General features: G+C 33.9%; 27 protein-coding genes, 1 tRNA gene and 1 other RNA gene. 20 read left to right on the top strand and 9 right to left on the bottom strand.

Features of this window, described 5'->3' with window-relative positions:
• The first annotated feature begins 78 nt into the window (after nt 1–78).
• From J6D32_RS04185 to J6D32_RS04170, 4 genes are all read left to right on the top strand, one after another.
• Nucleotides 79–1,260, top strand: coding sequence for a M20 metallopeptidase family protein (locus tag J6D32_RS04185; RefSeq protein ID WP_006785072.1), 1,182 nt, complete (start codon nt 79–81; stop codon nt 1,258–1,260).
• Between the two features lie 19 nt (nt 1,261–1,279).
• Nucleotides 1,280–2,161 (top strand): S66 peptidase family protein, encoded by an 882-nt coding sequence (locus J6D32_RS04180; RefSeq protein ID WP_229040133.1) that lies wholly within the window; start codon nt 1,280–1,282, stop codon nt 2,159–2,161.
• Between the two features lie 174 nt (nt 2,162–2,335).
• Nucleotides 2,336–2,941: a thymidine kinase gene (locus tag J6D32_RS04175; RefSeq protein ID WP_006785074.1), complete on the top strand. Its 606-nt coding sequence runs from the start codon at nt 2,336–2,338 to the stop codon at nt 2,939–2,941.
• A gap of 455 nt (nt 2,942–3,396) precedes the next feature.
• A tRNA-Ser gene (locus tag J6D32_RS04170) sits at nt 3,397–3,489 on the top strand.
• A 202-nt stretch (nt 3,490–3,691) separates the two neighbouring features.
• Here J6D32_RS04170 and feoB read toward each other — a convergent pair.
• Genes feoB through J6D32_RS04155 form a run of 3 tightly spaced genes read right to left on the bottom strand, consistent with a single transcriptional unit; the run spans nt 3,692 to nt 6,352 of the window.
• On the bottom strand, nt 3,692–5,860 hold the full coding sequence (feoB, locus tag J6D32_RS04165; protein WP_006785075.1) for a ferrous iron transport protein B: 2,169 nt from the start codon (nt 5,858–5,860) through the stop codon (nt 3,692–3,694).
• A gap of 47 nt (nt 5,861–5,907) precedes the next feature.
• The gene (locus J6D32_RS04160; protein WP_006785076.1) at nt 5,908–6,129 is read right to left on the bottom strand and encodes a FeoA family protein; all 222 of its coding nucleotides are present in this window, start codon (nt 6,127–6,129) and stop codon (nt 5,908–5,910) included.
• A 13-nt stretch (nt 6,130–6,142) separates the two neighbouring features.
• Complete coding sequence (locus J6D32_RS04155) at nt 6,143–6,352, bottom strand: FeoA family protein (RefSeq protein WP_039931031.1); 210 nt, start codon at nt 6,350–6,352, stop codon at nt 6,143–6,145.
• 209 nt (nt 6,353–6,561) lie between these two features.
• Between J6D32_RS04155 and J6D32_RS04150 the strand changes: the two genes are divergently transcribed.
• Complete coding sequence (locus tag J6D32_RS04150) at nt 6,562–6,942, top strand: metal-dependent transcriptional regulator (protein ID WP_006785078.1); 381 nt, start codon at nt 6,562–6,564, stop codon at nt 6,940–6,942.
• A 606-nt stretch (nt 6,943–7,548) separates the two neighbouring features.
• Here the strand turns inward: J6D32_RS04150 and J6D32_RS04145 are convergent.
• From J6D32_RS04145 to J6D32_RS04135, 3 genes are read right to left on the bottom strand one after another with little or no spacing between them, the layout of a single operon-like run.
• Entirely contained in the window at nt 7,549–8,208 is a 660-nt protein-coding gene (locus tag J6D32_RS04145; RefSeq protein ID WP_006785795.1) for a deoxynucleoside kinase, read from the bottom strand.
• A 2-nt stretch (nt 8,209–8,210) separates the two neighbouring features.
• Complete coding sequence (locus tag J6D32_RS04140; RefSeq protein WP_006785794.1) at nt 8,211–8,846, bottom strand: deoxynucleoside kinase; 636 nt, start codon at nt 8,844–8,846, stop codon at nt 8,211–8,213.
• Nucleotides 8,847–8,885: 39 nt separating this feature from the next.
• Entirely contained in the window at nt 8,886–9,098 is a 213-nt protein-coding gene (locus J6D32_RS04135; protein ID WP_006785793.1) for a heavy-metal-associated domain-containing protein, read from the bottom strand.
• A 171-nt stretch (nt 9,099–9,269) separates the two neighbouring features.
• On the opposite strand from J6D32_RS04135, the gene tadA reads away from it, so the two are divergent.
• The 9 genes from tadA (at nt 9,270) to phoU (ending at nt 17,529) form a co-directional block, all read left to right on the top strand.
• Complete coding sequence (tadA, locus tag J6D32_RS04130) at nt 9,270–9,758, top strand: tRNA adenosine(34) deaminase TadA (protein WP_006785792.1); 489 nt, start codon at nt 9,270–9,272, stop codon at nt 9,756–9,758.
• 32 nt (nt 9,759–9,790) lie between these two features.
• Nucleotides 9,791–9,886, top strand: an RNA gene (gene ffs, locus J6D32_RS04125) — signal recognition particle sRNA small type.
• A gap of 95 nt (nt 9,887–9,981) precedes the next feature.
• Nucleotides 9,982–10,674 carry a response regulator transcription factor gene (locus J6D32_RS04120; RefSeq protein ID WP_009607494.1) on the top strand — a complete coding sequence of 231 codons (693 nt, stop codon included), beginning with the start codon at nt 9,982–9,984 and terminating at the stop codon, nt 10,672–10,674.
• Entirely contained in the window at nt 10,667–12,001 is a 1,335-nt protein-coding gene (locus J6D32_RS04115; RefSeq protein ID WP_006785790.1) for a sensor histidine kinase, read from the top strand. The genes J6D32_RS04120 and J6D32_RS04115 overlap by 8 nt, the downstream gene beginning before the upstream one ends.
• A 268-nt stretch (nt 12,002–12,269) precedes the next feature.
• On the top strand, nt 12,270–13,187 hold the full coding sequence (locus tag J6D32_RS04110) for a substrate-binding domain-containing protein (protein ID WP_006785789.1): 918 nt from the start codon (nt 12,270–12,272) through the stop codon (nt 13,185–13,187).
• A gap of 817 nt (nt 13,188–14,004) precedes the next feature.
• Nucleotides 14,005–14,910, top strand: coding sequence for a phosphate ABC transporter permease subunit PstC (pstC, locus tag J6D32_RS04105; protein ID WP_006783966.1), 906 nt, complete (start codon nt 14,005–14,007; stop codon nt 14,908–14,910).
• On the top strand, nt 14,910–16,079 hold the full coding sequence (pstA, locus tag J6D32_RS04100; protein ID WP_009607232.1) for a phosphate ABC transporter permease PstA: 1,170 nt from the start codon (nt 14,910–14,912) through the stop codon (nt 16,077–16,079). The genes pstC and pstA overlap by 1 nt, the downstream gene beginning before the upstream one ends.
• A gap of 13 nt (nt 16,080–16,092) precedes the next feature.
• On the top strand, nt 16,093–16,845 hold the full coding sequence (pstB, locus tag J6D32_RS04095) for a phosphate ABC transporter ATP-binding protein PstB (RefSeq protein WP_006783968.1): 753 nt from the start codon (nt 16,093–16,095) through the stop codon (nt 16,843–16,845).
• 18 nt (nt 16,846–16,863) lie between these two features.
• Nucleotides 16,864–17,529 carry a phosphate signaling complex protein PhoU gene (gene phoU, locus J6D32_RS04090; RefSeq protein ID WP_009607234.1) on the top strand — a complete coding sequence of 222 codons (666 nt, stop codon included), beginning with the start codon at nt 16,864–16,866 and terminating at the stop codon, nt 17,527–17,529.
• Nucleotides 17,530–17,550: 21 nt separating this feature from the next.
• Here phoU and J6D32_RS04085 read toward each other — a convergent pair whose 3' ends face one another.
• From J6D32_RS04085 to J6D32_RS04075, 3 genes are all read right to left on the bottom strand, one after another.
• The gene (locus J6D32_RS04085; RefSeq protein WP_006783970.1) at nt 17,551–17,934 is read right to left on the bottom strand and encodes a MerR family transcriptional regulator; all 384 of its coding nucleotides are present in this window, start codon (nt 17,932–17,934) and stop codon (nt 17,551–17,553) included.
• Between the two features lie 61 nt (nt 17,935–17,995).
• Complete coding sequence (locus J6D32_RS04080; RefSeq protein WP_229040134.1) at nt 17,996–18,529, bottom strand: flavodoxin family protein; 534 nt, start codon at nt 18,527–18,529, stop codon at nt 17,996–17,998.
• A gap of 70 nt (nt 18,530–18,599) precedes the next feature.
• Complete coding sequence (locus tag J6D32_RS04075) at nt 18,600–19,940, bottom strand: MATE family efflux transporter (protein WP_006783972.1); 1,341 nt, start codon at nt 19,938–19,940, stop codon at nt 18,600–18,602.
• A 215-nt stretch (nt 19,941–20,155) separates the two neighbouring features.
• On the opposite strand from J6D32_RS04075, the gene dnaX reads away from it, so the two are divergent.
• The 6 genes from dnaX (at nt 20,156) to rpsI (ending at nt 24,917) form a co-directional block, all read left to right on the top strand.
• Nucleotides 20,156–21,973: a DNA polymerase III subunit gamma/tau gene (gene dnaX / locus J6D32_RS04070; RefSeq protein ID WP_006783973.1), complete on the top strand. Its 1,818-nt coding sequence runs from the start codon at nt 20,156–20,158 to the stop codon at nt 21,971–21,973.
• Between the two features lie 8 nt (nt 21,974–21,981).
• Nucleotides 21,982–22,293 carry a YbaB/EbfC family nucleoid-associated protein gene (locus tag J6D32_RS04065; protein ID WP_006783974.1) on the top strand — a complete coding sequence of 104 codons (312 nt, stop codon included), beginning with the start codon at nt 21,982–21,984 and terminating at the stop codon, nt 22,291–22,293.
• Between the two features lie 9 nt (nt 22,294–22,302).
• Nucleotides 22,303–22,905 (top strand): recombination mediator RecR, encoded by a 603-nt coding sequence (gene recR / locus J6D32_RS04060; RefSeq protein ID WP_006783975.1) that lies wholly within the window; start codon nt 22,303–22,305, stop codon nt 22,903–22,905.
• A gap of 629 nt (nt 22,906–23,534) precedes the next feature.
• On the top strand, nt 23,535–23,723 hold the full coding sequence (locus J6D32_RS14070; protein WP_081448221.1) for a pro-sigmaK processing inhibitor BofA family protein: 189 nt from the start codon (nt 23,535–23,537) through the stop codon (nt 23,721–23,723).
• A gap of 345 nt (nt 23,724–24,068) precedes the next feature.
• Nucleotides 24,069–24,506 carry a 50S ribosomal protein L13 gene (rplM, locus tag J6D32_RS04055; protein WP_006783976.1) on the top strand — a complete coding sequence of 146 codons (438 nt, stop codon included), beginning with the start codon at nt 24,069–24,071 and terminating at the stop codon, nt 24,504–24,506.
• A gap of 21 nt (nt 24,507–24,527) precedes the next feature.
• Entirely contained in the window at nt 24,528–24,917 is a 390-nt protein-coding gene (rpsI, locus tag J6D32_RS04050; RefSeq protein ID WP_009607235.1) for a 30S ribosomal protein S9, read from the top strand.
• The last annotated feature ends 935 nt before the right edge of the window (nt 24,918–25,852 follow it).

Here is a 25,852-nt window from a genome sequence, read left to right as displayed (position 1 = left end):
TTTTTTATATTCATAAGATAAGCCCCTACTTACATATAATGAGATGTACTGTATTCAAACTAGGGGAGGCGCTTAAATGTGAAGCAAAAGGTGAAAGAAATGGTGGACGCCATTTATCCGACGTTAGTTGAAATTCGACGAGATTTTCATCGTCATCCTGAGTTAGGATTAGAGGAATATCGAACATCATCGAAAATTAAAAGTTATTTGAAAGAAACAGGAATTAAAATAGATCAGTTAATTGGAGAAACAGGAATTGTAGGATTGATTGAAGGTGCATCGGACGGGAAAACAATTGGGTTAAGAGCGGATATTGATGCACTTCCGATTCAAGAGGTCAATAAAACGGATTACATATCGTTAAATCCGGGGAAGATGCATGCTTGTGGACATGATGTTCATACGACTATTTTACTTGGAACAGCATTTGTTTTACAAAGTTTGAAAGATGAGTTTAAGGGAAATGTAAAACTCTTTTTCCAACCTGCTGAGGAAACAGTAGGTGGGGCTAAGACGATGATTGAAGCGGGATGTTTAGAAAATCCACATGTTGAACATTGTCTTGGATTACATGTACGCCCGACACTACAAGTTGGTGAAATTGGATTCCATTATGGAAAATGTCATGCGGCAAGTGATACGCTAACGATTAAGGTGCAAGGAAAACAAGCTCATGGGGCTTATCCACAAGATGGAATTGACGCCATTGTAATAGCTTCTAATATTATTTTAGCACTACAGACAATTGTAAGTCGTAACTTATCCCCATTTAATTCTGCGGTCATTAGCCTTGGAATGATTGAAGGTGGTAGTGCAGGAAATATTGTGTGTAATGACGTAACCATTAGAGGGACGCTAAGAACACTCGATCTTGAAACAAGAACTTTTATGAAAAAACGAATTGTGGAAGTCGTTGAAAGTACAGGTAAAGCTTATGGGGGGAACGCCTTCGTTGAAATTGAAGAAGGGTATGCGCCATTAATTAATGATAATTACATAGTTGATGAAGTAAAAGAAGTCGCCACTGATTTATTAGGTGAGACGAATATTGTTATCTTTGACCATCCAAGTCTTGGAGTGGAAGATTTCGCATATTTTTCACAGGCTGTTCCATCTTGTTTTTACAGTTTAGGAACTTCAAATAAGAAAAAAGGAATTGAGGCAACATTACACGAAAATACGTTTGATATTGATGAGGAAGCAATTAAAGTAGGGGTTTGCTTACAAGTTTTATCAACTCTTAAACTATTACAAAACTAAGAAAGAGAGATGGATGGGGATGATTCAACCAAAAGCCTTGTTACCAGGAGGAAAAATAGGAATTGTAGCATTAGCGGGGCCCCTAGAAGTAGAAACAGTTTTTAAGGGGGAAGCGACGTTAAAAGAATTGGGATTTGATGTAGTGGTTGCACCGAGTTGTTATGAAAGAAAAGGATACCTAGCTGGCATGTCAGATCGTCGACGAGCAGAGGATTTGATTATGATGTTTGCTGATGATGAGGTTGATGCGATTTTGTGCATGCGAGGTGGTTATGGCTGTAATCGAATCATCCCATATTTGAAGAATTTTAAATTTTCAAAATATCCAAAACCATTTGTAGGATATAGCGATATTACCTATCTACATATTTACTTAAATCAATGTCATAATCTAATTACTTATCATGGTCCGATGTTGAAAGACTTGATGTTAAAGGATGAGGTGACTCTACAAAGTGCTAAGCATGTGATAATAGAAGCTAAACCTGTAGAATTAACGGATATTTCTTACTATGATGATACCAAAGATTCAGTGGAGGGAATATTAGTTGGTGGAAATCTTACAATCATTTGCTCGACGCTTGGAACACCTTATGAGATTGATACGAAGGATAAGATTTTATTTATTGAGGAAGTGAATGAGCCGGTTTATGCAATTGATCGACTGTTAACTCAACTCAAATACAGTGGCAAACTTGAAGATGCAGCGGGAATCATGATTGGTGATTTTAATGTTTTTGATAAGAAGGCTTCAGCTAAATTATTAAAAAAAATGTTAAAAGGGCTTGGGAAGCCAGTTGCTTATGGGATTGAAAGCGGGCATTGTAGTCCCCTTTTAACACTTCCTATGGGAGCAAAAGTTTGTTTAAATCCGAATGAACATCGGGTAAAAATTGGATAAAATTAAAAAGAGGAAATTCCTCTTTTTTTGTTTTTACTGAAAAAAATTTCATTTTTGCATCTATCTTGAATCCTAAAATATATATCTGTTATAATTATCAGGTTGCTTTAGTTGGGTGTCAAAATTCAACTAAATTTGTTTGATTATGCAGAAGGATGAAAGGTGGTTTTTAGAATGTATGATTTCCGTCAAGAGGGTTGGGTTGAAGCTATTTGTGGGAGTATGTATGCAGGTAAAACAGAGGAATTAATTCGTCGTTTAAAACGATTAGATTTTGCTCGTCGTCCATATTGTTTATTTAAACCGGTTATTGATAATCGTTATAGTGAAGATGAAGTGGTATCACATAGTGGATTAAAAATGCCGTCTATTCCAATTGAACATCCGATTCAAATTTTAGACCACATCACAGATAAAACATATGCTGTGGCAATCGATGAAGTGCAATTTTTTGAAGAAAATGTAGTAGACGTAGTAGAATACCTAGCGGATCGTGGAATTCGAGTTATTGTAGCAGGATTAGATAAAGACTTCCGCGGGGAACCATTCGGAACAATGCCAATTCTACTAACAAAATCAGAATTCGTAACAAAACTAACATCAATTTGTAGCGTTTGTGGTGCACCAGCTACGCGTTCACAACGTCTAATTAATGGACAACCAGCTTCATACCATGATCCAATCATCCAAGTTGGGGCAAAAGAAGCATACGAACCACGTTGTCGTCACTGCCATGAAGTAAGAGATTTACCAGATCCACTAAATTTAAGAAATAAATAAAAAGGCTGAGACAAGCGGTTAGAAGATCGTAGAAATGAAGAGAAAGTGACAGGAGCGTTTTTTGCTCCAATCAAGTTTATCAAATTTCATAGAGGAGCTGCTCGATGAAGCTAGATTACACAAACCCTGTGTCACTAATGATTCTAATCCTCCTATTCTCGGATAGAATCATTAGTGACACAGGATAAGATACTCTAAAACTTCGCAAGCTCAGTTAGAGATATCTAAAAGGCTGAATCGAGTGGTTAAGCTCAGCGAAACTGAGTGAAACAAATCTTACGTCAAATGGTTCTATGCAAATAGAATCATTAAAGACGAAGGAAATTTTTATATGTATAATCTATGTGTTGTTTATAGATGAGGAATTAGATCATTTAGAAGTAAAAAAAATAAAAAAATTATTAACTTTTGTTGACAATAGGTTTTGAGTCATGTATAATTAATTTTGTTGATACGGAGGAATACCCAAGTCCGGCTGAAGGGATCGGTCTTGAAAACCGACAGTACGTGAGAGCGTAGCGGGGGTTCGAATCCCTCTTCCTCCGCCATAAATTGACATAACGTCGCACAGGAATGTGCGGCTTTTTTTTATTTTTAAAACTCACAGTTATATAAAGTAAAAAGAAAAGAGAACTCAGGCTTCGTTTCGAGTTCTCTTTTTATATATTGTTAAAGCTATCAGATAGAATATACAGATAAAAGTTTGGGAGGTTATCGTGTTTTTATCTTTAGCTATTAACCAAATTTAGATTATTTAGAACATTTATTAATGGATTTACATCCTGAGCATCCACATCCACAACTACTTTCTTTATGATCACGGCGAATCTTACTGATAGCAAATCCCAGTGCTAGTAAAACGATTAGTGAAATGATAATAGTTGAAGGTGAGATGTTATGATTGATAATGATTGTTCCGACTTGATAGATTAGGAAGGCAACTACGTAAGCTAAACCAGTTTGGTAGCCAATCGCGATTAATGTCCACTTCCAAGATGCCATTTCACGTTTAATAGCTCCAATTGCTGCAAAACATGGCGCAGCAAGTAAAGTAAATGCCATAAATGCATAAGCACTTAATGGAGTGAATAATGAGTGGATTGTGCCAAGTAATTCAACTGACTCCTCATTCATCTCTTCACCTAATCCGAATAAGACACCGAATGTTGCAACCACATTTTCTTTTGCTAAGAATCCAGTCAATGTTGCAACAGCAGCTTGCCAATTTCCAAACCCTAATGGAGTGAAGATAGGAGCAATAATACGTCCGATTGAAGCTAAAATACTTTCACTGGCATCAACCATTTCAAGCGACCAGTTAAATGATTGTAAGAACCAAACTAAACCAGAGGCTACAAAGATAATAGTTCCGGCTTTATAGATAAATGCCTTAGCACGATCCCACATGTGGATAAATAAGCCTTTAATACTAGGGAAGTGATAAGCGGGTAACTCCATAATAAATGGAGCTGCATCTCCTGCAAATAAACGAGTACGTTTTAATAAGATACCTGAAATAATAACCATTGTAATTCCTAAGAAATACATTGAAGGTGCAACCCAAGACATGGTAGGGAAGAAAGCACCTGCCATTAGGGCGAACACGGGTAACTTAGCACCACAAGGAATAAATGGTGTTAACATAATCGTCATCTTACGATCTTTTTCATTTTCAATTGTACGACTCGCCATAACAGCAGGTACACTACAACCAGAACCAATTAACATTGGAATAAATGATTTTCCAGATAGACCAAATTTTCTAAAGACACGATCCATAATGAAGGCAACACGCGCCATATATCCACAATCTTCTAAAATCGCGATTAAGAAGAATAAAATCATGATTTGAGGAACAAATCCTAACACGGCCCCGACCCCACCAATAATTCCATCTACAATTAGGCCTGTTAACCAATCAGCCGTATTAATACTTTCTAGGAAAGTTGCTACATTTCCCTGAACAATCTCTCCAAAGAACGTGTCATTAATCCAATCCGTTGCAATCGAACCGACAGAGGTAATCGCAATATAGTAAATTCCCCACATAATCAATGCGAATATGGGAAGTGCCAGCCAACGATTTGTCAAAATTTGATCAATCTTATCTGATGGTGTTAAAGTAGAATGATTATTTTTTTTCACGCATTTACTCACAATATTCCCGATAAAATCATAACGCCCATTCGTAATAATACTTTCGCTATCATCATCAAGCAAATCTTCGCATGATACAAGCATTGATTCGATTTCCATTGTAATTGACTGAGTTAAATTTAAGGAATTCAAAACTTTTTGATCACGCTCAAATAACTTAATTGCATACCAACGTGATTGAAATGGTTTAACCTGAGCTTTAATTAAATTCGTAATATTATCGATAATTGCTTCAACATTATGGTTGAAAATCGGCTTTAAAGTAACCGTAGAATATTTTGATTCAATGACTGCCTTGACTAATTCTTTTAATCCTTTGTTTTTTAAAGCTGACATTTGTATAATAGGACAGTTTAGATGATTAGAAAGAGCTTTGATATTAATTTTTGTCCCATTTTTTTCAACAATGTCCATCATATTTAATGCAATAACTACTGGTATTCCACATTCGATTAATTGTGTGGTTAAGTAAAGATTACGTTCAATATTAGAAGCATCCACAATATTTAAAACAACATCTGGTTTTTCATGAATTAAAAATTCTCGTGTAATAATTTCTTCAGGCGAATAAGGTGATAAAGAATAGATTCCCGGTAAATCAACAATAGTAACATCTTTATGACCTTTTAAACGACCTTCTTTTTTCTCAACCGTAACTCCAGGCCAATTTCCAACATATTGATTACTTCCTGTTAAAGCATTAAATGTAGTTGTTTTCCCACAGTTTGGATTTCCTATAAGTGCAACAGTTAAACTCATCATTAGTCCCCCTATATTAGTTAGCCTAAACTAACTGCGTTATAAAAAAATTAATCAATTAAAATATTTTCAGCATCAGATTTTCTAAGGGATAGCTCATACCCACGAACCGTTACCTCGATTGGATCACCAAGTGGGGCAACTTTACGAACATAAATAGACGTTCCTTTTGTAATTCCCATATCCATAAGACGACGCTTCGTTGCACCTTCACCATTAAACTTTAAAACTTTGACGGTTTCACCAATTGTAGCTGATTTTAATGTTCTCATTATTTCATCCCCCTTAAACAAAAATACGTTTAGCCATCGATTCATCGATTGCAACGCGTGTATCTTTTACATTAACAATGAAATTCCCACCAAACTTAGAGATAACCATAACCTGACTTCCTGTTACAAAACCTAAACTTTCTAAAAATCGCTTCGTATCATCACGACCATTAATCTTTTTAATCAATAATTGTGTTCCAATATCCGCCATCGTAAGTGGCATCATAAGTCCCCCTCTTTAAGTAAGTCTATGCTAACTCGCGTGAAAAAAACAAGTTAGCTTTTGCTAACTGATAATAGTAGTATGCCATGTTTGGATAATGATGTCAATTCAATTTTGAGAAAAAAGTATCAAAGTTGAATTAAATGACCTCAATATGTTAAGATTAACTATATTTATATCATGATTATAAAATGAAAAAGGGGATACCTATGAAGCTACAAGAGTCAGGAGAAAACTACTTAGAAACCATTTTAATTCTCGAACAAAGAAATGGGGTTGTACGCTCTATAGATATTGCGAATGAACTCAACTTTTCAAAAGCGAGTATTAGCCGTGCAATGGGAATTTTAAAAAATGCAGAGCTTATTACAATAGAGAAGAGTGGACAAATTAAACTCACACAATCTGGACATCAAAAAGCAACAGAAATTTTTGAACGCCATTGCTTAATAAAAGAATTTTTAATGATGACCTTAAATATCGATGAAGATCTGGCTGATAAAGATGCTTGTCGTATTGAACATGTTATCAGTCCTGAAACATTTGAACGCATTAAACAAATCACAAAAAAAGGAGTCGATTCAAAGTAGAATCAACTCCTTTTTTTATTTATTTAGGTAACTCTTAGCCTTTTAAATCTCTCTAACTGAGCTTGCGAATTTTTAGAGCATTTTATTCTAAATTATTAATATTTCTATTTGAATGAATGTGAGAATTAGAAATAATCAATGTAGGTTTGTGTAATCTAGCTTCAAGGGGCAACATCCTGGTAAATTTTCGATAGTCACTTGTGGCTACACCACAACGAACTCTCATCAAATTTCAGCGGATGTTAATCGCCTCTTTCAGCTTTTTGTGTAATCTAGCTTCAAGGGGCAACATCCTGGTAATTTTTCGATAGTCACTTGTGGCTATGCCACTACGGACTCTCATCAAATTTCAGCGGATGTTAATCGCCTCTTTCAACTTTTTGTGTAATCTAGCTTCAAGGGGCAACATCCTGGCAAATTCTCGATAGTCACTTGTGGCTACGCCACTACGGACTCTCATCAAATTTCAGCGGATGTTAATCGCCTCTTTCAGCTTTTTGTGTAATCTAGCTTCAAGGGGCAACATCCTGGCAAATTCTCGATAGTCACTTGTGGCTATGCCACTACGGACTCTCATCAAATTTCAGCGGATGTTAATCGCCTCTTTCAGCTTTTTGTGTTTAATACTCTTCCGATTTTTGCTAGGATGTAGTCGATTGATTTTTCGTCGTTTACGAGGTCGTATTCATTAATATTTAGACGAAGGACTGGTGCGGATGTAAAGTTTTCAATCCAGTCTTCGTAACGACGGTGTAGGTTGTACCAATATTCAACAGGTGTATCGATTTCCATTTGGCGTCCACGTGTTCCAATACGTCCTACAATTTCATCGATATCTCCTTCAAGGTAAATAATTAAATTAGGATGAGGAAAGTACGGAGTCATCACCATATCGTTAAATAATGAGTTATAAGTATCGAAATCTTCCTTACTCATACTCCCATTATCGTAATTCATTTGAGCAAAAATTGCAGTATCTTCATAAATTGAACGGTCCTGAATAAATCCACCACCGTATTGAAACATTCTTTTTTGTTCCTTAAAACGCTCTGCTAAAAAATAAATTTGTAAGTGGAAAGACCAACGATTAAAATCTTGGTAATACTTTTCAAGATAAGGGTTTCCATCTACCTTTTCAAAAGAAGTTCTAAAATCTAGAGTTTCTGCTAATTTTTTTGTTAACGTTGATTTACCAACTCCAACAGTTCCTGCAATCGTAATAATCGCATCGCGTGGAATTCCGTATTTTTCACATGCCTCGTACATTCTTAATCCTCCTGACCAATCATTTCATCGATTTTCTTGATAACTTGTTGTAAGTGCTTTGGATTATTTACATAATCAAGCTCATCACCATTCAGTTCAATAACCTTAATTTCCTCATGATTTTCTTTTAACAATGCTGTATATTCATGATAAGAATCGATTAAAGTCTGAAGATAATTGGGATCAATATTTTGTTCAAAATGACGGTTTCTCATTTTAATACGCTTCATAATCGTTTCAAGCGTCGCATTTACAATAATAATAACATTTGGCTTAGGAAGATCTTCCTCTAGAATATGATAAATTTTTTGATACTTATTAAAATTATTAACGTCGAGCGTCATCTTACTAAAAATCACATTTTTAAATAAATGATAATCAGATACAACAGATTTCTGATTATCTAAAAAATCTTTTTGAATATCTGTTAACTGTTTATAACGATTCGTTAAGAAAAACATTTCTGTTTGAAATGCCCAAGAATCAATATCATCATAAAATTTATCTAAAAAAGGATTTTCATAAACAATTTCTTTTAAAAGATGATAATTATAATGCTTTGAAAGTAAGGTCGCTAAAGAGGTTTTCCCAATTCCGATAGGACCTTCAATGGCTATAAAATAAGGTTTGTTCTTCATATCTGTCACTCCTGCTACGATAAAAAAAAGAAGTTCGAATTATCGAACTGTGTATCCTAAACGATTAAATGCATCTAAAATATATTTTGGCGAACCGATACTATCGTTGTAACGAACTGATACTAGTTTAAGAGAAAGATTAATATCTAATTTTTCAACCCCATCTAAATTTGTTTCAAAATAACTCTCGATTTTTTTAACATCCTCATCCGTTTTTAAATTTTCAACGTTAATCATGAACGTTTTAACCATCATCCTCACCTCAGACTTTCTTAAGATTTAGTCTTGATAACAGTAATATTTTATCATAGAATAGATGAGAATCATTCATTTTTGTACGAAAAAATTTAATGACTTTGATTAAAGATTATCTAAAGAGAATAAAGTCGTTAAGAAAAGAATAAACTAACAAGGTGGTGACTTATGAAGCACATAACATATATGCAAGCAGCAATAGAAGAAGCTAAAAAAGCGCAAAACCTTGGTGAAGTTCCTATTGGAGCTGTTATCGTCAAAGATGGAGAAATCATCGCTAGAGGTTATAACTTGCGAGAAACAAGTCAACTTTCAAATGCCCATGCTGAAATGATTGCTATTGCAAAGGCTAATGAAATGGTTGGTTCCTGGCGTCTTGAAGATTGTACACTATATGTTACACTTGAACCTTGTCCAATGTGTGCAGGTGCAATCGTACAATCGCGAATTCCAACCGTGGTATTCGGAGCCCATGATCCTAAAGGTGGATGCTGCGGAACTATTTATAATTTACTTGATGAGTCGAAATTTAATCATCGTTGTGAGCTAGTATCCGGTGTTTTAGAAGAAGAATGTGGACAACTTTTGTCAGATTTTTTCAGAAATTTACGCCAGAAAAAAAAGCAGCAGCGTGTTGACAATGAGACTTCAAATTGATATACTAAATGTGTATCAATTGAAACTCTCTTTTGGTACCCTTATTCAATAGGACGTTGTGAACCAGGTCAGGACAGGAATGTAGCAGCCTTAAGCAATTAGTTTTATGTGGGTAAGGGTACCAAAGGGGAGTTTTTTTTATTCCTTAACAGAATTTTAACAAACCCAAAGATTTAAATATGATAAAATGAGCATAATTAGATGGTTTTGGAGGGTTGAATACATGAGCAAGAGAATATTGGTTGTTGAGGATGAGTTTTCTATTCAACGAATTTTACAATACGATTTAACACAATCAGGTTTTTTAGTTGACTTAGCTAGTGATGGTGAGGAAGGATTAAAAAAGGCGCTGGTTAATGATTATGATGTCATTTTACTCGATATCATGTTGCCTAAAAAAGATGGATTTGCAGTTTGTAAAGAGTTACGAGCCCAAAATATTTCAACGTACATCGTCATGCTTTCAGCACGTGATGATGAATTGGACCGTGTATCAGGACTTGATTTTGGAGCAGATGATTATATGACAAAACCATTCTCATCAAGAGAAGTGGTTTCAAAAATTAAAGCCATTATTCGCCGTAAAGAAGTCTTATCTAGTGAAAAAAATAAAAATTATTTAGGATACGGAAGTATTAAATTAGATAATAGTCGCTTTGAAGTATTAGTAAATGGGCAAGTTATCGATTTTACGTTGAAAGAATATGAATTGTTAGAGTTTTTAATTCAACATAAAGGGCAAGCCATGTCTCGGGATGTGTTACTTGATCGCCTATGGGGATTTGAATACGATGGGGATACGCGAATCGTTGACGTTCACATTTTTAAGATTCGTGAAAAATTAAAAGATTATGGAATTAAAATTAAAACGATTCGTGGAATTGGCTATATGCTAGAGGATGAAGTCCATGATTAGTAGTCGCCACGAATTACTGGCCCTCTTCATTGTTTTTATTACCTTACTCATAGTTAATGTTCATAGTGAACCAAGTTTTCCAGTGACAGTTGTTTTTTTATTAGTGCTATTGATCCTAATGTTTATGCAATATCGCCGAGCTATGAAATATTTAGAGCAACTAAGAAAATATGATAAAGTAGCTGAAAGTATTCAGTCTCAAAAAAAATGGAGTATGGTTGCGCCTCTTGTGATTGAACAGCAAGAGGTTTTAGGAATTAAATATAATAAGTTGATGCGATTTATTCAACAACAGGAATATCGAAATCGTCGAAATATGCAAATTATTAGTATTATTACAAATAGCATTGAGGATCCGATGGTTATTTTAAACATTAGTGGTGAACTTGAGTATGCCAATAATCGATTCAAAAAATGGGTTGATTTATCCGCATTAAAAACTGTTTCGTTTAATGAAGTTAAACAACCAGAACTTCGTAAAGTATTAGAAGATGCATTAATTTGTGAAACAACACGAAAAAAAACATTAGAAATTGATCAAAAATTTTATATTTCTACTGCTAATCCAATTTACAACGAACATGATGATTTTAATGGATCGGTTATTATTTTTCATGATATTACTGATCTTCAAAAATATCAAAATCTTCAAAAAGAATTTTTCGGAAATGTTTCTCATGAATTAAAAACTCCAATTAGTGCAATTAAGGGATGTACAGAAATTCTATTAAATGGAGCGAAAAATGACCCGGCGGCATTAGATGAATTTTTAACGATGATTTCAGATGAGAATAATCGAATGGAACAACTTGTTAAAGATTTATTATTGATTAATCGATATGAATTTGATCAGATTAAAATGAAAACTGAAGTATTTTGTTTAAATGAATTGTTGACCGATTGTATTGTTCAACCTTTAAATGTTGCGAAGTTAAAACACCAAAAAATTAAACTTGAAGCACCGGAGCAATATCAAATAGAAGGAGATTACATTCAACTTAAACATTGTTTTCTTAATTTGTTAACAAATGCTATTCATTATTCAGGTGAAAATACAACGATTACTGTTAAAGCCAAAGCAGTAGGGGAATATTATCAAATTCAAGTTATTGATCAAGGCATCGGGATTCCAAGCGCAGATTTACCTCATATTTTTGAACGATTTTATCGTGTGGATAGAGCAAGATCTCGTCATACAGGGGGGACTGGACTTGGATTATCGATTGTTCAGTCTATTATTGAAGCACATAAAGGCCGTATAATGGTTAACAGTGAACTAAATGTAGGAACAACATTTACCGTTTCTTTACCTAAGAAAAAGAAGTAGTTTAAAATAAACTACTTCTTTTTTTATGCATGAAGAACATGGTTAGATACAGAATAAAACTAGATAATCCCTTGTAATTGAGATAGATTTTTAAAAATCTTAGCAGGACCAAGAATGACTAATTAAAAAATATATACCAGACTTCTGTTTCTACATTAGTTAATTTTATCTTAACCGTTTCTTAACAGAAAATTAATATTTCTAAAACAGATTTATATTACAATAACAACATAAGGAAACAGATTTAAAAAATGGAGGAATGAACATAATGAAGAAATTAATGTCTATTATGGCGGCGGCAGCTTTAACTTTTTCACTAGCTGCATGTGGATCAAAAACTGAAACATCAGAACAGCCGCAAACATCAACAGAAGGTTCTAATACTGAAACAACAAGCCTAGGTGTCATCGATGTTGTGAGCCGTGAAGAAGGTTCAGGGACTCGTAGCGCATTCGAAGAAATTATCGGATTTAACGTAGACGGTGAAGATCCAATGACTAGTAATGCAACAATCAAAGATGGAAACGGTGTAGTTGCAACATATGTAGCTGGAAACGAATCAGCAATCGGATACGTATCATTCGTAACATTAGAAGAAAAAGCATCAGAATTAAAAGGATTAACAGTTGATGGAGTTGAACCAACAGCTGCCAATGTATTAGAAGGAACTTACGGTGTGTCTCGTCCATTTATGATGGTATATAAGGATGAAAACCTAACAGATGTTGAACGTGCATTCATCGACTTCTTAGCTTCAAAAGATGGATTAGAAGTCTTAGAGTCAACGGGAACAATTGTTGATACTGCCAATGCAGAAGATTTTGATATGTCTAAATATGATAACTTAACAGGAAATATGACATTAGGTGGATCAACCTCAACTGAAAAAGCAGTAAAAGCTGCAGCGGATGAATTCACAGCATTATTCCCAAAAGTAACTTACACTTATGATGGAACAGGATCTGGAACAGGTGTTAAAAATGCACAAGATGGAACTTACACATTAGGATTCGCATCTCGTGAATTAAAAGAATCAGAAATCGAAAGTGGTTTAGCATACTCAACATTATGTATGGATGGAATCGCAGTTGTTGTTAATAAAGAAAACTCAACAAACGATATCACACTAGAACAAATTCGAGAAGTATACACAGGAAAAATTACTGACTGGAATGAAGTAAAATAACAACAAAAAAACGAGACAACGAGAGTCTCGTTTTTTTTATGCTTTTAAATAGATATAAATTTAATGAAAAGAAATATTTGTATTTTTAGTATCAAAACAATTGTAAATCCATTTAGGTAACGTATCTTTATCGAGCAGCTCCTCTATGAAATTCGATAAAGTTGATTGGAGCCCAGACCGCTTCGATCACTTTCTCTTCATTTCTACGATGAGCTAAGCGCTCGCTTCAGCTTTTTTGTGTAATCTAGCTCCAAACAGCAATCTCTCTATAAAGTCGCTCAATTGTACGTTGACAAAAACATGTCATCGACAATCGAGTACGACTTTTACGAGAAGGTTAACCGCTGTTTTTCGCTTTTTTATAACTATGTTCTTCTTTTTTTTAAAACATAATATAGGGATGTTTTAGAATTGTTAAGTTTTTGTTAACAACCGTTAACTTTCTGTTAAGAAAGCTAATTTTTTATATAAAGGATGCTACAATAACGACGTATAACTGAGAGTAATTTATATTTAGAGTAGTGAAAAATCGCTATTCTCAGCTTTTTGTGTAATCTAGCTTCGATGAACCACTCCTCCACAAAATTCGAAAAAATCTACAGGAGTAAAAAAACACTCCTTTCGTTTTTTCTTCATTTTTGTTCGGGGTTAAACGTTTATCTCAGCTTTTGGTGTAATCTAGCTTCATCGAGCAGCTCCTCTATGAAATTCGATAAAGTTGATTGGAGCAAAAACCACTTCGATCACTTTCTCTTCATTTCTACGATGAGCTAAGCGCTCGATTCAGCTTTTTAAATTTAAAAATGAGGTGTTGAGATTGAAAAAGGATATGGCTATTAATCGTAAACGCGTCTTTCTAGAACGATTCTTTCATATCGTATTCCTAGTAGCTGCGCTATTTGCGGTCATCAGTGTTGCATTAATTATTATCTTTATTTTTGGTAAAGGGTTGGCTCCATTTTTCCCAAATAATAAATTCGGAACCTATAACTTTATCGACTTTATCACCGGCTTACAGTGGAAGCCTAAAATAGGGGATTATGGAATTGGATATATGATTGTTAGCTCGATTGTAGCCACATTAGGTGCTATCGTTATTGGAGTTCCAATTGCTTTATTAACTTCAATTTTTATTGCAGAAGTTGCGCCAAAATGGTTAGCAAACATCGTGCGTCCTGCGGTGGAATTATTAGCTGCCATTCCGTCTGTATTATATGGGGTCTTTGGGTTTGCTGTCATTACACCCATGGTTAAATCAATTTCTCCTTATCCAACAGGGGATTCATTATTAGCTGTTATTATCGTTTTAACAATTATGATTTTGCCAACAATTGTTGCCGTTGTTGAAACAGCTATTAGAGCAGTTCCGTCTAGTTATAAAGAAGGATCTCTTGCGCTTGGAGCCTCAAAAATGCAAACTATTTTCAAAGTCATCTTACCTGCTGCCAAATCAGGAATTTTAACAGGGGTCATTCTTGGAGTAGGGCGCGCGATTGGGGAAACAATGGCTGTTATCTTAGTAGCGGGAAATCCGGAATCAGGCATTCCACAAACAATTTTCGATCGTGTTCGTCTATTAACAACAAATATTGCATTAGAACAGGGATATGCAGCAGAACTTCATGAACAAATGTTATTCTCAACAGCTGTTATCTTATTTATCTTTATCATGATTATCAATCTAGTATTATCTAGAATTCAAGCAAAGGCAGGTGACCGTTAATGGTTAGTCGTAAAGTAAAAGATAACTTATTAAACGGATTAATTTGGTTATCTGCAGCAGTATCGGTGGGACTTTTAGTTTCAATCGTTTACTTTATTTTCTCAAATGGATGGTCTTTAATTAGTTGGGATTTCTTAACTAACGATTATGAATCACAGACACAATATGTAAATGTGGTGACAGATAAAACATTTATAGCACCAACAAACCTTTCAAGTGATGAATATTTCTCTGAAAATTTAGGTATTGCTATTGAACAGACAGAAGAAGGGTATGAAATCGTCTATGTAGATGATGCTTCTCCAGTAAAACATGCAATCAATAACGCTGATGAAGCATTCCCAGTCAAAGTAGGATATGAATTATCACAAATCAATGGAGACGGTGGAAATTTAAAAATTAAAGCTAATACACCGGCAGAAGATATTATCAATACACTAAACAGCAGCAATGAATTAATGTTAAAAGTAACATCACCAGGTGGCGGAATATTCCCAATGATTGTTTCAACTTTAATGCTAATCGCAGTTGCTTTATTATTTGCTGCACCAATCGGAATTTTAGCTGCAATTTACATGGTTGAGTACGCTAAACCAGGTAAACTTGTTAACATGATTCGTTTTGCAACAGAAGTTCTTTCAGGAATTCCATCAGTCGTATTTGGACTTTTTGGGATGTTGATCTTCGTTAATACCTTTAAATTAGGAATGTCTATTTTATCGGGTGGATTAACATTGATGATTCTTTTATTGCCAACGATGATGAGAACGACGGAAGAGGCTTTAAAATCAGTGCCGATGAGTTACCGTGAAGCTTCCTATGGACTTGGAGCTAACAAAATTCAAACACTATCAAAAGTTGTATTACCAAGTGCTATTCCTGGTATCTTGGTCGGAGTTATCTTATCAATCGGACGTACAATCGGGGAATCAGCAGCCTTATTATTTACAATTGGAACATTTGCAAAATTACCGGTTAATCCAAGCAGTGGGACATTATCATTATTTGAAACAGGAACTTCATTAACAGTCCGTGCTTATGTGGAAGTAAAAGAATCAGGTAATATTCAGATGGCGGCTGCAATTGGAATTGTCATTTTAGTGATCGTATTCACATTAAATTTAGTTTCACGACTAATTTCAAGAAAATTCAGTAAGGCAAATTACTAGGAGAGTGACGAAGATGTCAAACAAATTTCAGGTTAATGATTTAAACTTATTTTATGGAAGCTTCCAGGCTCTCCATCATATCAATATCGAAATTCCAGAACGTAAAGTAACTGCATTTATTGGACCTTCAGGGTGTGGAAAGTCAACGTTTTTACGTACCTTAAATCGTATGAATGACTTAATTGAAACAGTTAAAATTACTGGATCTGTAAAATTAGACGGGGAGGATATCTATTCTGATATCGATGTGATGAAATTAAGAACACGCGTTGGAATGGTATTCCAAAAACCAAATCCATTTCCAATGAGTATTTTTGATAACATTGCTTACGGACCACGCTGCCAAGGGATTAAAGATAAAAAGAAATTAGAAGAAATTGTTGAAAAATCATTACGTGGTGCTGCATTATGGGATGAAGTAAAAGATCGTTTAAATAAATCAGCATTAGGATTATCAGGTGGACAACAACAACGTTTATGTATTGCTCGTGCCATTGCAATGGAACCAGAAGTTATTCTGATGGACGAACCAACATCAGCACTTGATCCAATTGCAACTCAAAAAGTTGAAGAATTAATGGAAGAACTAAAAGAGAAATATACAATCGTTATCGTAACACACTCAATGCAACAAGCGGCTCGTATCTCTGATAAAACTGCTTTCTTCCTAATGGGAGAACTAATTGAGTTTGATGATACAGATAAAATCTTTACAAATCCAAAAGACAAGCGTACTGAAGACTATATTACAGGACGTTTCGGATAAAAAAGAGGGTGACATGGAATGAAAAAAACAAAGTTAGAATCAGATTATGATGCTCTACTTGGTGAAATTAGCAAACTTTCATCACTAACAGTAGAAGCATACCAAAACACATTAAATGCTTTAAAAACATTAGATGTTGAAATTGCTTTACAAATTATAAAAAGCGACCAAAACATTGATGACTTACAAGAAGAAATTCAAGAAGAAGCAACAATTTTAATTGTTCGTCAACAACCAGTCGCTAGTGATTTACGTAAAATCTTAATGATTATGCGATTAGCCAATGAGTATGAACGTATTGCAGACTATACGAAAAACCTAGCTGAATACATCATCTTAATTAAACAGAATGAATCAATTGAGCATTATCAGAAAAATGTAGATAAGTTAGTAAAAATGTTAGAAATTGTAATTAATATGTTAAAACTTGTCATCGAAGGATTAAGAACAGAAGATAAAACAAAAGTTAAAGAAGCAGCTGATATGGATAAACAAGTAGATGAAATCTATCAAGAACTATTAGCTTCTTTAATTACACATATCCAAGTTGTTGATGGCAAAGTATTCGGAACAGCTTATGCTATTCTAATTAATAAGTATATCGAACGTGCAGGGGACCACGTCACAAATATTGCAGAAGAAGTATTATACGCATTAAAAGGTCGCCGTTATCACTTAAATTAAAAAGCTCCCAACCGGGAGCTTTTATTTTTTTCTTCTAAACGATTCTTCTCTTGGAATCACATGTTGCTCATAAAATTCAATCTTGCCATTTAATCGTGTAACTGTCTTTTGTAACTCTGCAATCTTCTCAAGTAATACATCGCGCTGCTCAATTAGTATTTCCTTGCGGGCAGAGCTTGTTTCCTCACCTTGTTGGAATAATGTCACATACTCAATTAAAACCTCAATAGGCAGCCCAGAAGCACGCATACACTTAATAAATTCAATCCATGTACAATCATCTTCAGAATAATTTCTAATCCCATTCTTATTTCGTTGTACTGGAGGAATCAACCCAATCCGTTCATAATAACGTAGCGTATCCGCCGATAACCCAAGTCGCTCGCTAACCTCTTTAATATTCATTGCTAAATCCTCCAATAAAAGTCCTTATTAATAGTTATTATCTAATGAAATATATGCTATCTTATAAACTTTTTCCCATTTCGTAAGCTTGTATCATCAAATCAGTTTTTAAAGCATCGCCTTTTTGCCAAACCCCAGTCCCATAAAGAACACCTTTTTCCTTAGCTCCCTCTAAGCAGTCTATAAAACCTCGGAACCCTTCAACTGTCGGTTTTAATGCTTGTGGGTTACTATCAGCAGCCGTCACAATAAAATAGAAATCTTTATCAATAATCTTAATATATTTAGCTACTGTTCGATCAATCAATGTCTTCATCTGGGCATCCATCGAATAAAAATAAACAGGAGAAGCCATCACAATCACATCAGACAAAATCATCTGAGTCAAAATATCCGCCATGTCATCTTTAATCACACAACGTCCACCATTTCCTCGACAACCATCGCAAGCCATACAATAATTAATCTGCTTATCTCTTAAAAAAACCTTCAAAACCTCATGTCCAGCATCAATTGCTCCCCGCATAAACTCATCACATAACAAATCTGAATTTCCATGTCTTCTTGGACTACCCGATAAAATTAAAACCCTCATCAAAATCCCTCCCTCCATACTAACATACCCCTTGGAGTTAACTCCAAGTCAATAGAAAAAATGGATATCTCTAATCAAGAGGTATCCATTTTCCTTTTACCGTATAAATAATCATCAAAATAGCGCCTATCGTCCAAGAAATAGGATATCCAAGAAACACCCCTTCAATACTCGGATTAAATGCCAAAACACCCATAATCCATAAAACCCTTACCACACATAAACTAACAATCGAAATCATCATAGTAATCATTGTTTTCCCAGCTCCACGCACCGATCCAACTAACGACTGCATAACTGCTAACATGATGTACGCGGGAATCAGACACTGTAACATACTACGCCCATATTTGAGAACATCAGGTTCTTGAGAGAAGATTTTTAGTGCCTCACTACCAAATGCATACATTAATAAAGATACAATGATTGTGTAAATCGAAGTCATCCACAATGTTGTCTTCAACCCTTGTTTCATACGATCATACTGACGTGCCCCTAAATTTTGACCAATAAAGGTAGTAGACGCCATCCCAAAACTCATAATTGGCAAAATCATAAAACCATCTAATTTGATATAGGCGCTACATCCCGCAATAGCCGCCGCTCCGAAACCATTAATACTACTTTGGACAATGGCATTAGATAATGAAACAATAACTGACTGCAAGCCTGTTGGAATTCCAACCATCACAATCTCCTGAAATACAAGCTTATGAACACGGATTTCTTTAATAACAAGACGATAGCTCTCAGACGTCTTTATCAGATGAATCGCTAGTAAAATAGCCGAAACACCTTGAGCAAGTAACGTTGCCAGAGCTACGCCTGCAACTCCCATCTTGAATCCAACTACAAATAATAAATCAAGTACAATGTTTATTACAGATGAAATACATAAATAATATAAAGGTCGCCTCGAATCTCCAACTGCCCTCAAAATTCCAGCGCCCATATTATAAACAAGCAAAAACAAACTCCCAACAAAATACAACCTCAAATACAACACCGAATCTTGCAACACCTCATCAGGTGTTCCCATAATTCTTAAAATCCATGGAGAAAACATCATCCCCACAACCGTTAAAAAAATACCGGCTAAAATGCTAAGTGCTAGCGCCGTATGAACAGATTCTCTTAAACGCTTCTCATCTTTCGCTCCGTAAAATTGGGAAATAATAATTCCAGCACCTGTTGCAATTCCCATAAAAAATCCCACTAATAAATTAATAATTGGGGTACTTGCCCCAACTGCTGCCAGAGCTTGGCTTCCGACATAGTTTCCGACAATAATTGAATCAACTGTATTATAGAGCTGTTGAAATAGGTTCCCGACTAATAAGGGAATCGAAAATAATAAAAGTTGCTTCCAAATAACTCCCTCAGTCATCAAATTAGTTTTTTTCTCCATCATATCTTATCCCTCATAGTAAAATTTAAAATCTGATTGTTTTTAAACCTTTAGCTCAGTTTAATGTCTATTTATAATATTTTACACAATTTGGAATATTAATCAATTGATTTAAAAATGATTATAAAATGAAAATAAATGTGAAAACCAATAAATCTATCTAAAGTTTTTATGTTATAATCAAATTAACTTTGAAACTAGAGAGTAGGAAATCTTTTATGTCATACAATGCATTATATCGTGCTCATCGTCCCCAAAAATTTAGCGATGTAGTGGGACAAGTTCATATCGTTAGAACGATTCAAAATGCACTTAAACATGAACGTTTATCACATGCGTATTTATTTTGTGGACCACGCGGAACCGGAAAGACATCAATTGCTAAAATTATCGCAAAAGCTGTAAACTGTGTGAATTATCCAACCGATGAACCTTGTAATGAGTGTGTTAATTGTACAACCATTACAAACGGCTCTAATTCAGATGTATTTGAAATTGATGCAGCTAGTAATAATGGTGTAGATGAAATCCGTGAAATTAGAGATAAAGTTAAATATGCACCGACAATGGGGCGATATAAAGTATATATCATCGATGAGGTGCACATGTTATCCACAGGGGCTTTTAATGCACTTTTAAAAACGTTAGAAGAACCCCCTAAACATGTTATTTTTATTTTAGCTACAACAGAGCCACATAAAATCCCACCTACTATTATTTCTCGTTGTCAACGCTTTGATTTTAAACAGATTTCTACTAAAGAAATCACACAACATTTATCAGAAATTTTAACTAGTCAAAACATTGAGTTTGAAGAAGATGCTGTTCAATTAGTTGCTGAATTAGCTGAAGGTGGAATGCGTGATGCCTTAAGTTTACTTGATCAGGTTATTTCATATTCGTACGATAAGATTCTCATCGATGATGTTCATGCTTTAAGTGGAACAATTGCAAATCATCAGTTGTTACAAATTATTAGAGGAATAAAGGATTTAGATTTTTCAACAATCATTGATTTAATCCAGGAGATGATTGACCAAGGAAAAGAAGCAATCCGTATTATAGATGGATTAATTAATGTTTATAGAGATTTATTGATGTATCAAAAAATAGGAAATTCTTCTAACATCTCTAATTTACTAATCTCTGACGAACTATTTATCCCATTAACGGAAGAATTACGTTCTGCACAAATTGTACAATATTTATTTAAATTAAATAAATTACAGAATGAAATGAGATTTGCGAATCATCCTGAATTAATGCTCGAAGTTGGGCTATTAAGTTTAACTGAAACTGACTCAGAAATGACAGGGAATAAGGCAGACTATGAGATAGAAATCAATGATTTGAAAAAAGAAATTGAGGTATTAAAAAGATTAGTTAAAAAAGTTGAGAGTATACCAACTACAGTTGCATCTAATCATACAAAAATCATTAACCAAGATGATTCTCAATTTAAAATGAATTTATTTCAAGAAGACACTAAAGTATCAGATTTCAAACTTCCAGCCACAGAAGACCATATTATCTTACCTGAACATATCACACCAGAAATGTTAACCATTGAACAAGTTTTATCTCATGCAAGTAAACAAGCAAGAGATAATGTCTTAGAAAAATGGTCCCAGTTAAATCCCATTAAAATGCCTGAGTACAAAGATGTTATTGTCTTATTACAAGATGGTAGTGTTGTCGCAGCTTCAGATGAAGGATTTATTTTAACTTACAAACATGAACCGGGATGTAGACGATTACTAAGAGAAGATAATAAAAAAATTGCTGAACAAATTGTGGCTTATCTATTTGGTCGTCCGTATGCTTTTAATGTCATGCCAGAGTCTTTTTGGCTTGAACAAAGACAAAGTTATTTAGAACAAAAGAAACAAGGTATTGAACCTAGACTAAAACAATATAGTCAGGATATTAAAAATGTGATAAATTATAATGAGGAAGTTCAGTCTAAGAAAGATGATTTTATTGATAATATTGTCAATTTATATGGGGCTGACTTAGTGAATATAATAGACGAGTAGGAGTAGTGATGATTATGAATCCAATGATGATGAAAAAAATTCAAAAAATGCAAAAAGATATGTTAAAAGCACAAAAGGATATTGAAGAATCAGTATTCACAGGTTCTGCTGCAGGTGGAATGGTAACAATTGAGGTTAAAGGTACAAAAGAAATTAACAAAGTAAACATTAATCCATCAGTTGTTGACCCAGAAGATGTAGAAATGTTAGAAGATGTTATTTTATTAGCATTAAATGATGCATTCCGCCAAGTTGATGAAAAAACTGAATCAACAATGGGACAATTCACAAAAGGAATGAATATTCCTGGATTATTCTAAGGAGATATTATGCAATATCCACAACCTATTACAAAATTAATTGAAAGCTTAAGTAAACTTCCAGGTATAGGAAATAAAACTGCGGAACGTCTTGCTTTTTATGTTATAAGTTCTATGAAAGAGGATGATGTAACAACATTTGCTAAAGCTTTAATCGATAGCAAACGTCAGTTATTTAAATGCCCAATTTGTGGGCATATTACAGATACTGACCCATGTTCAATCTGTTCAGATTCACATCGTGATCGTTCATTGATTGCGGTTGTACAAGATCCGAAAGATGTGATCGCTATAGAACGCATGCGTGGGTTTAAAGGGTTATACCATGTATTAAATGGAGTACTGTCTCCACTTGATGGCATGGGACCTGAAGATATCGGGATTCCGGCATTAATCGAACGTTTAAAAGATGAGAATGTAAAAGAATTAATATTAGCTTTAAGTGCAACTCTTGAAGGGGATGCTACTTCACAATACATTGCTAAGTTATTAAAAAATACAGATGTTAAAGTAACGCGAATTGCAAGAGGTCTTGAAATGGGGCGCTCAATCGAGTATGCAGATGAAGTTACTTTAATTCGTGCATTAGAAGGACGTCGTGAACTATTTTAATAATGTAATAGCCATCGTAAAATCATATAACGATGGCTATTTTTTATAGATTTAAGAGATGAAGTGATATTTTTTTACTTTTTGTGAGAAATTAAAAAGATGCTTAGTTTATGAATTTATATAAGAAAAATGAATATTACGAAATAGAATTAGGTTATTTATTATCTAATTTACTTTATAAAATTTAATATTTGAGCGATGGTACAATCGTGAACTAATCCTATCCTTTGAGATTGCGCTAATTACAATTATTTTCTTATTATTATGTTAGGTGTACTTGATCACCTTAGTTTTAGCTAAGGCATTCTATAACCAGTATGAATACAACATTTTAACTGTAATTTCAGAAAGAATTGAGTACGTAATCTTGACAATTAGGATTACCATTAGTGTTACTCTAAGGAGAGCATTGATGTTAGTATAAAATATTCGTTAGAATTTCATCATAGCTTCGTATTTAAGCTTTAACCATTGCTTGGGTATATTTTAGAAGCGGGATATTTTAATAATTTAATCTTTCCTCCTAATATAAAACTTAGTTATATCAACATTTTTAATTGCATATGATAGATTTTAGGAAGGGAGGTGTTTTGTTATTGGAATGATAGTATTTCAATAACAAAAATAATATGAAGACAGTAGGATGGTTAGTTAAAAGATTCATAATTGGAGTATTTGCCTTATATCTTTTTAATATAATCGGAGTATACTTTAATGTATCGATTCCTTTAAATTATATTACTTCTTTTATAACGGGAACTCTTGGCATTCCGGGATTTATATTAGTTTATGTTTTAACTAAAATAGTTTTAGTATAAAAATGGATAGTAGGCATAATCGCTTACTATCCATTTTTATACTGAAATCTAACCAAAATTTGATGATTCATATATAAGAGCGTCCATGTTATAATCAAATACGAAGAAAGTGAAAATATTCTTTCATTTTTTCTTTTGAAATACCATAAAAGTGTTGTTTCAAAAAACATAAAATAAGAGAAAAAATAGAATATTTTTTTCTAAAAATACTTGAAAAAAGAGTTTATTTGGGGTAAAATAGTTAACGGTACATTTTCTTTATTTTCGAGAGAAAATTTGAGCCCCAGCGAATTTTCATTGGATTAAAAAAAATAATTTATAAGTTAAGAAGTAGGAGGCAGGACTATGCGTACAACATTTATGCAAAAATCTCATGAAGTAGATCGTAAATGGTTCGTTGTTGATGCTGCAGATAAAACTTTAGGGCGCTTATCTACAGAAGTAGCAACACTTTTACGTGGAAAACATAAACCAACATTCACACCACATGTAGACTGTGGAGATTATGTAATCGTAATCAATGCTGAAAAAATCAATTTAACAGGAAATAAATTAGCTGACAAATGCTACTACCGTCATTCAGGATATCAAGGTGGATTAACTGTTCGTACAGCTCAACAAATGCGTGATACTCAACCAGAACGTATGTTAGAATTAGCTATCAAAGGTATGTTACCAAAAGGACGTTTAGGACGTGCAACTGGTAAAAAATTATTTGTATATGCTGGAGCAGAACATCCACATGCAGCACAAAAACCAGAAGTTTACGAACTTCGCGGATAATTAAGAGGGAGGTAACAAGATATGACAGTACAATACTTAGGAACTGGTCGTCGTAAAAGTTCAGTTGCTCGTGTACGTTTAGTACCTGGAACTGGAAAAGTAATTATCAACGGTCGCGAATTTGAAGATTATATTCCTTCTGCAGCAACTCGTTTAGATATCATGCAACCATTATCATTAACTGAAACAGCTAACCAATATGATGTATTAGTTAATGTACAAGGTGGAGGATTAACAGGTCAAGCTGGAGCAATTCGTTTAGGAATCGCTCGTGCTTTATTACAAGTTGATGCTGAATACCGTCCAACATTAAAACCAGTAGGTTTATTAACTCGTGACTCACGTGCTAAAGAACGTAAAAAATACGGACTTAAAGCAGCTCGTCGTGCTCCACAGTTCTCAAAACGTTAATTTTTCTTTGGAACCACTATTGTGGTTCCTTTTTTATTTTAATAATATAGAAATGTATTCAATAACCTTTACTTTGTCACGAATGGAATGATTGTGTCTCCAGTGTCTGAAAGACTCCTTTGAATGATAATGAATTAAAGTAGCTACATATTTTTTGAGGTTTTTGCGGGTTTCCTTTTCTTTTAAAGAAACCAAGAAAATTATTTCATCGTAAATCTAAGTATGAATTGTTTTTAATGAGATAATGTGTTTAATCTGATATAACAAATTTATTCTAGAACTGAGTTAGATTTAAATAGTTTTGGATAGTAACAAAATATTCGTGCTGAATGTTCAATGTTTTTGTTATTTTAATGTATCATCTCTTTGAGTATTGTTTTCAAAATCAAGAATAAATATTTTGAGATGATAATTCATAAATGAGATCCGTGTTAAGAAGCTTACGTGTAACTTTATTCTATAACAAAGATTGTGATTTGTTGTTTATCATACTCACTATTACAATTGGTAATGCAAAAACGTAAATAGTACTAAGTGATAAAATATTTAAGACACTAAAATAAATGAAAAGAAATTTTTTAAAAAATAAAAAAGTGTTTGACAAAAAAAACTTGAACATGGTAGAATAATCAAGTCGTCGAAAGAAGACAAACAAAAGAAATCGAAAGATTTTAAAAACTTCAAAAAAGTGTTTGACAGATAAAGTTGAACATGTTAAAATAATCAAGTCGTCGAAAGAGGACAAAAGAGAAATCGAAAGATTTTGAAAAAAAATCAAAAAGTGTTTGACAGATAAAGTTGAACATGTTAAAATAATCAAGTCGTCGAAAGAAGACAAAAAAAGAAATCGAAAGATTTTAAAAACTTCAAAAAATTGTTTGACAGATAAAGTTGAACATGTTAAAATAATCAAGTCGTCGAAAGAGGACAAAAGA

Source organism: Turicibacter sp. (assembly GCF_017941855.1).
In the GTDB taxonomy this organism is placed as follows: Bacteria; Bacillota_I; Bacilli_A; order MOL361; family Turicibacteraceae; genus Turicibacter; species Turicibacter sanguinis.
This window is presented reverse-complemented; position numbering and strand designations above follow the sequence as displayed.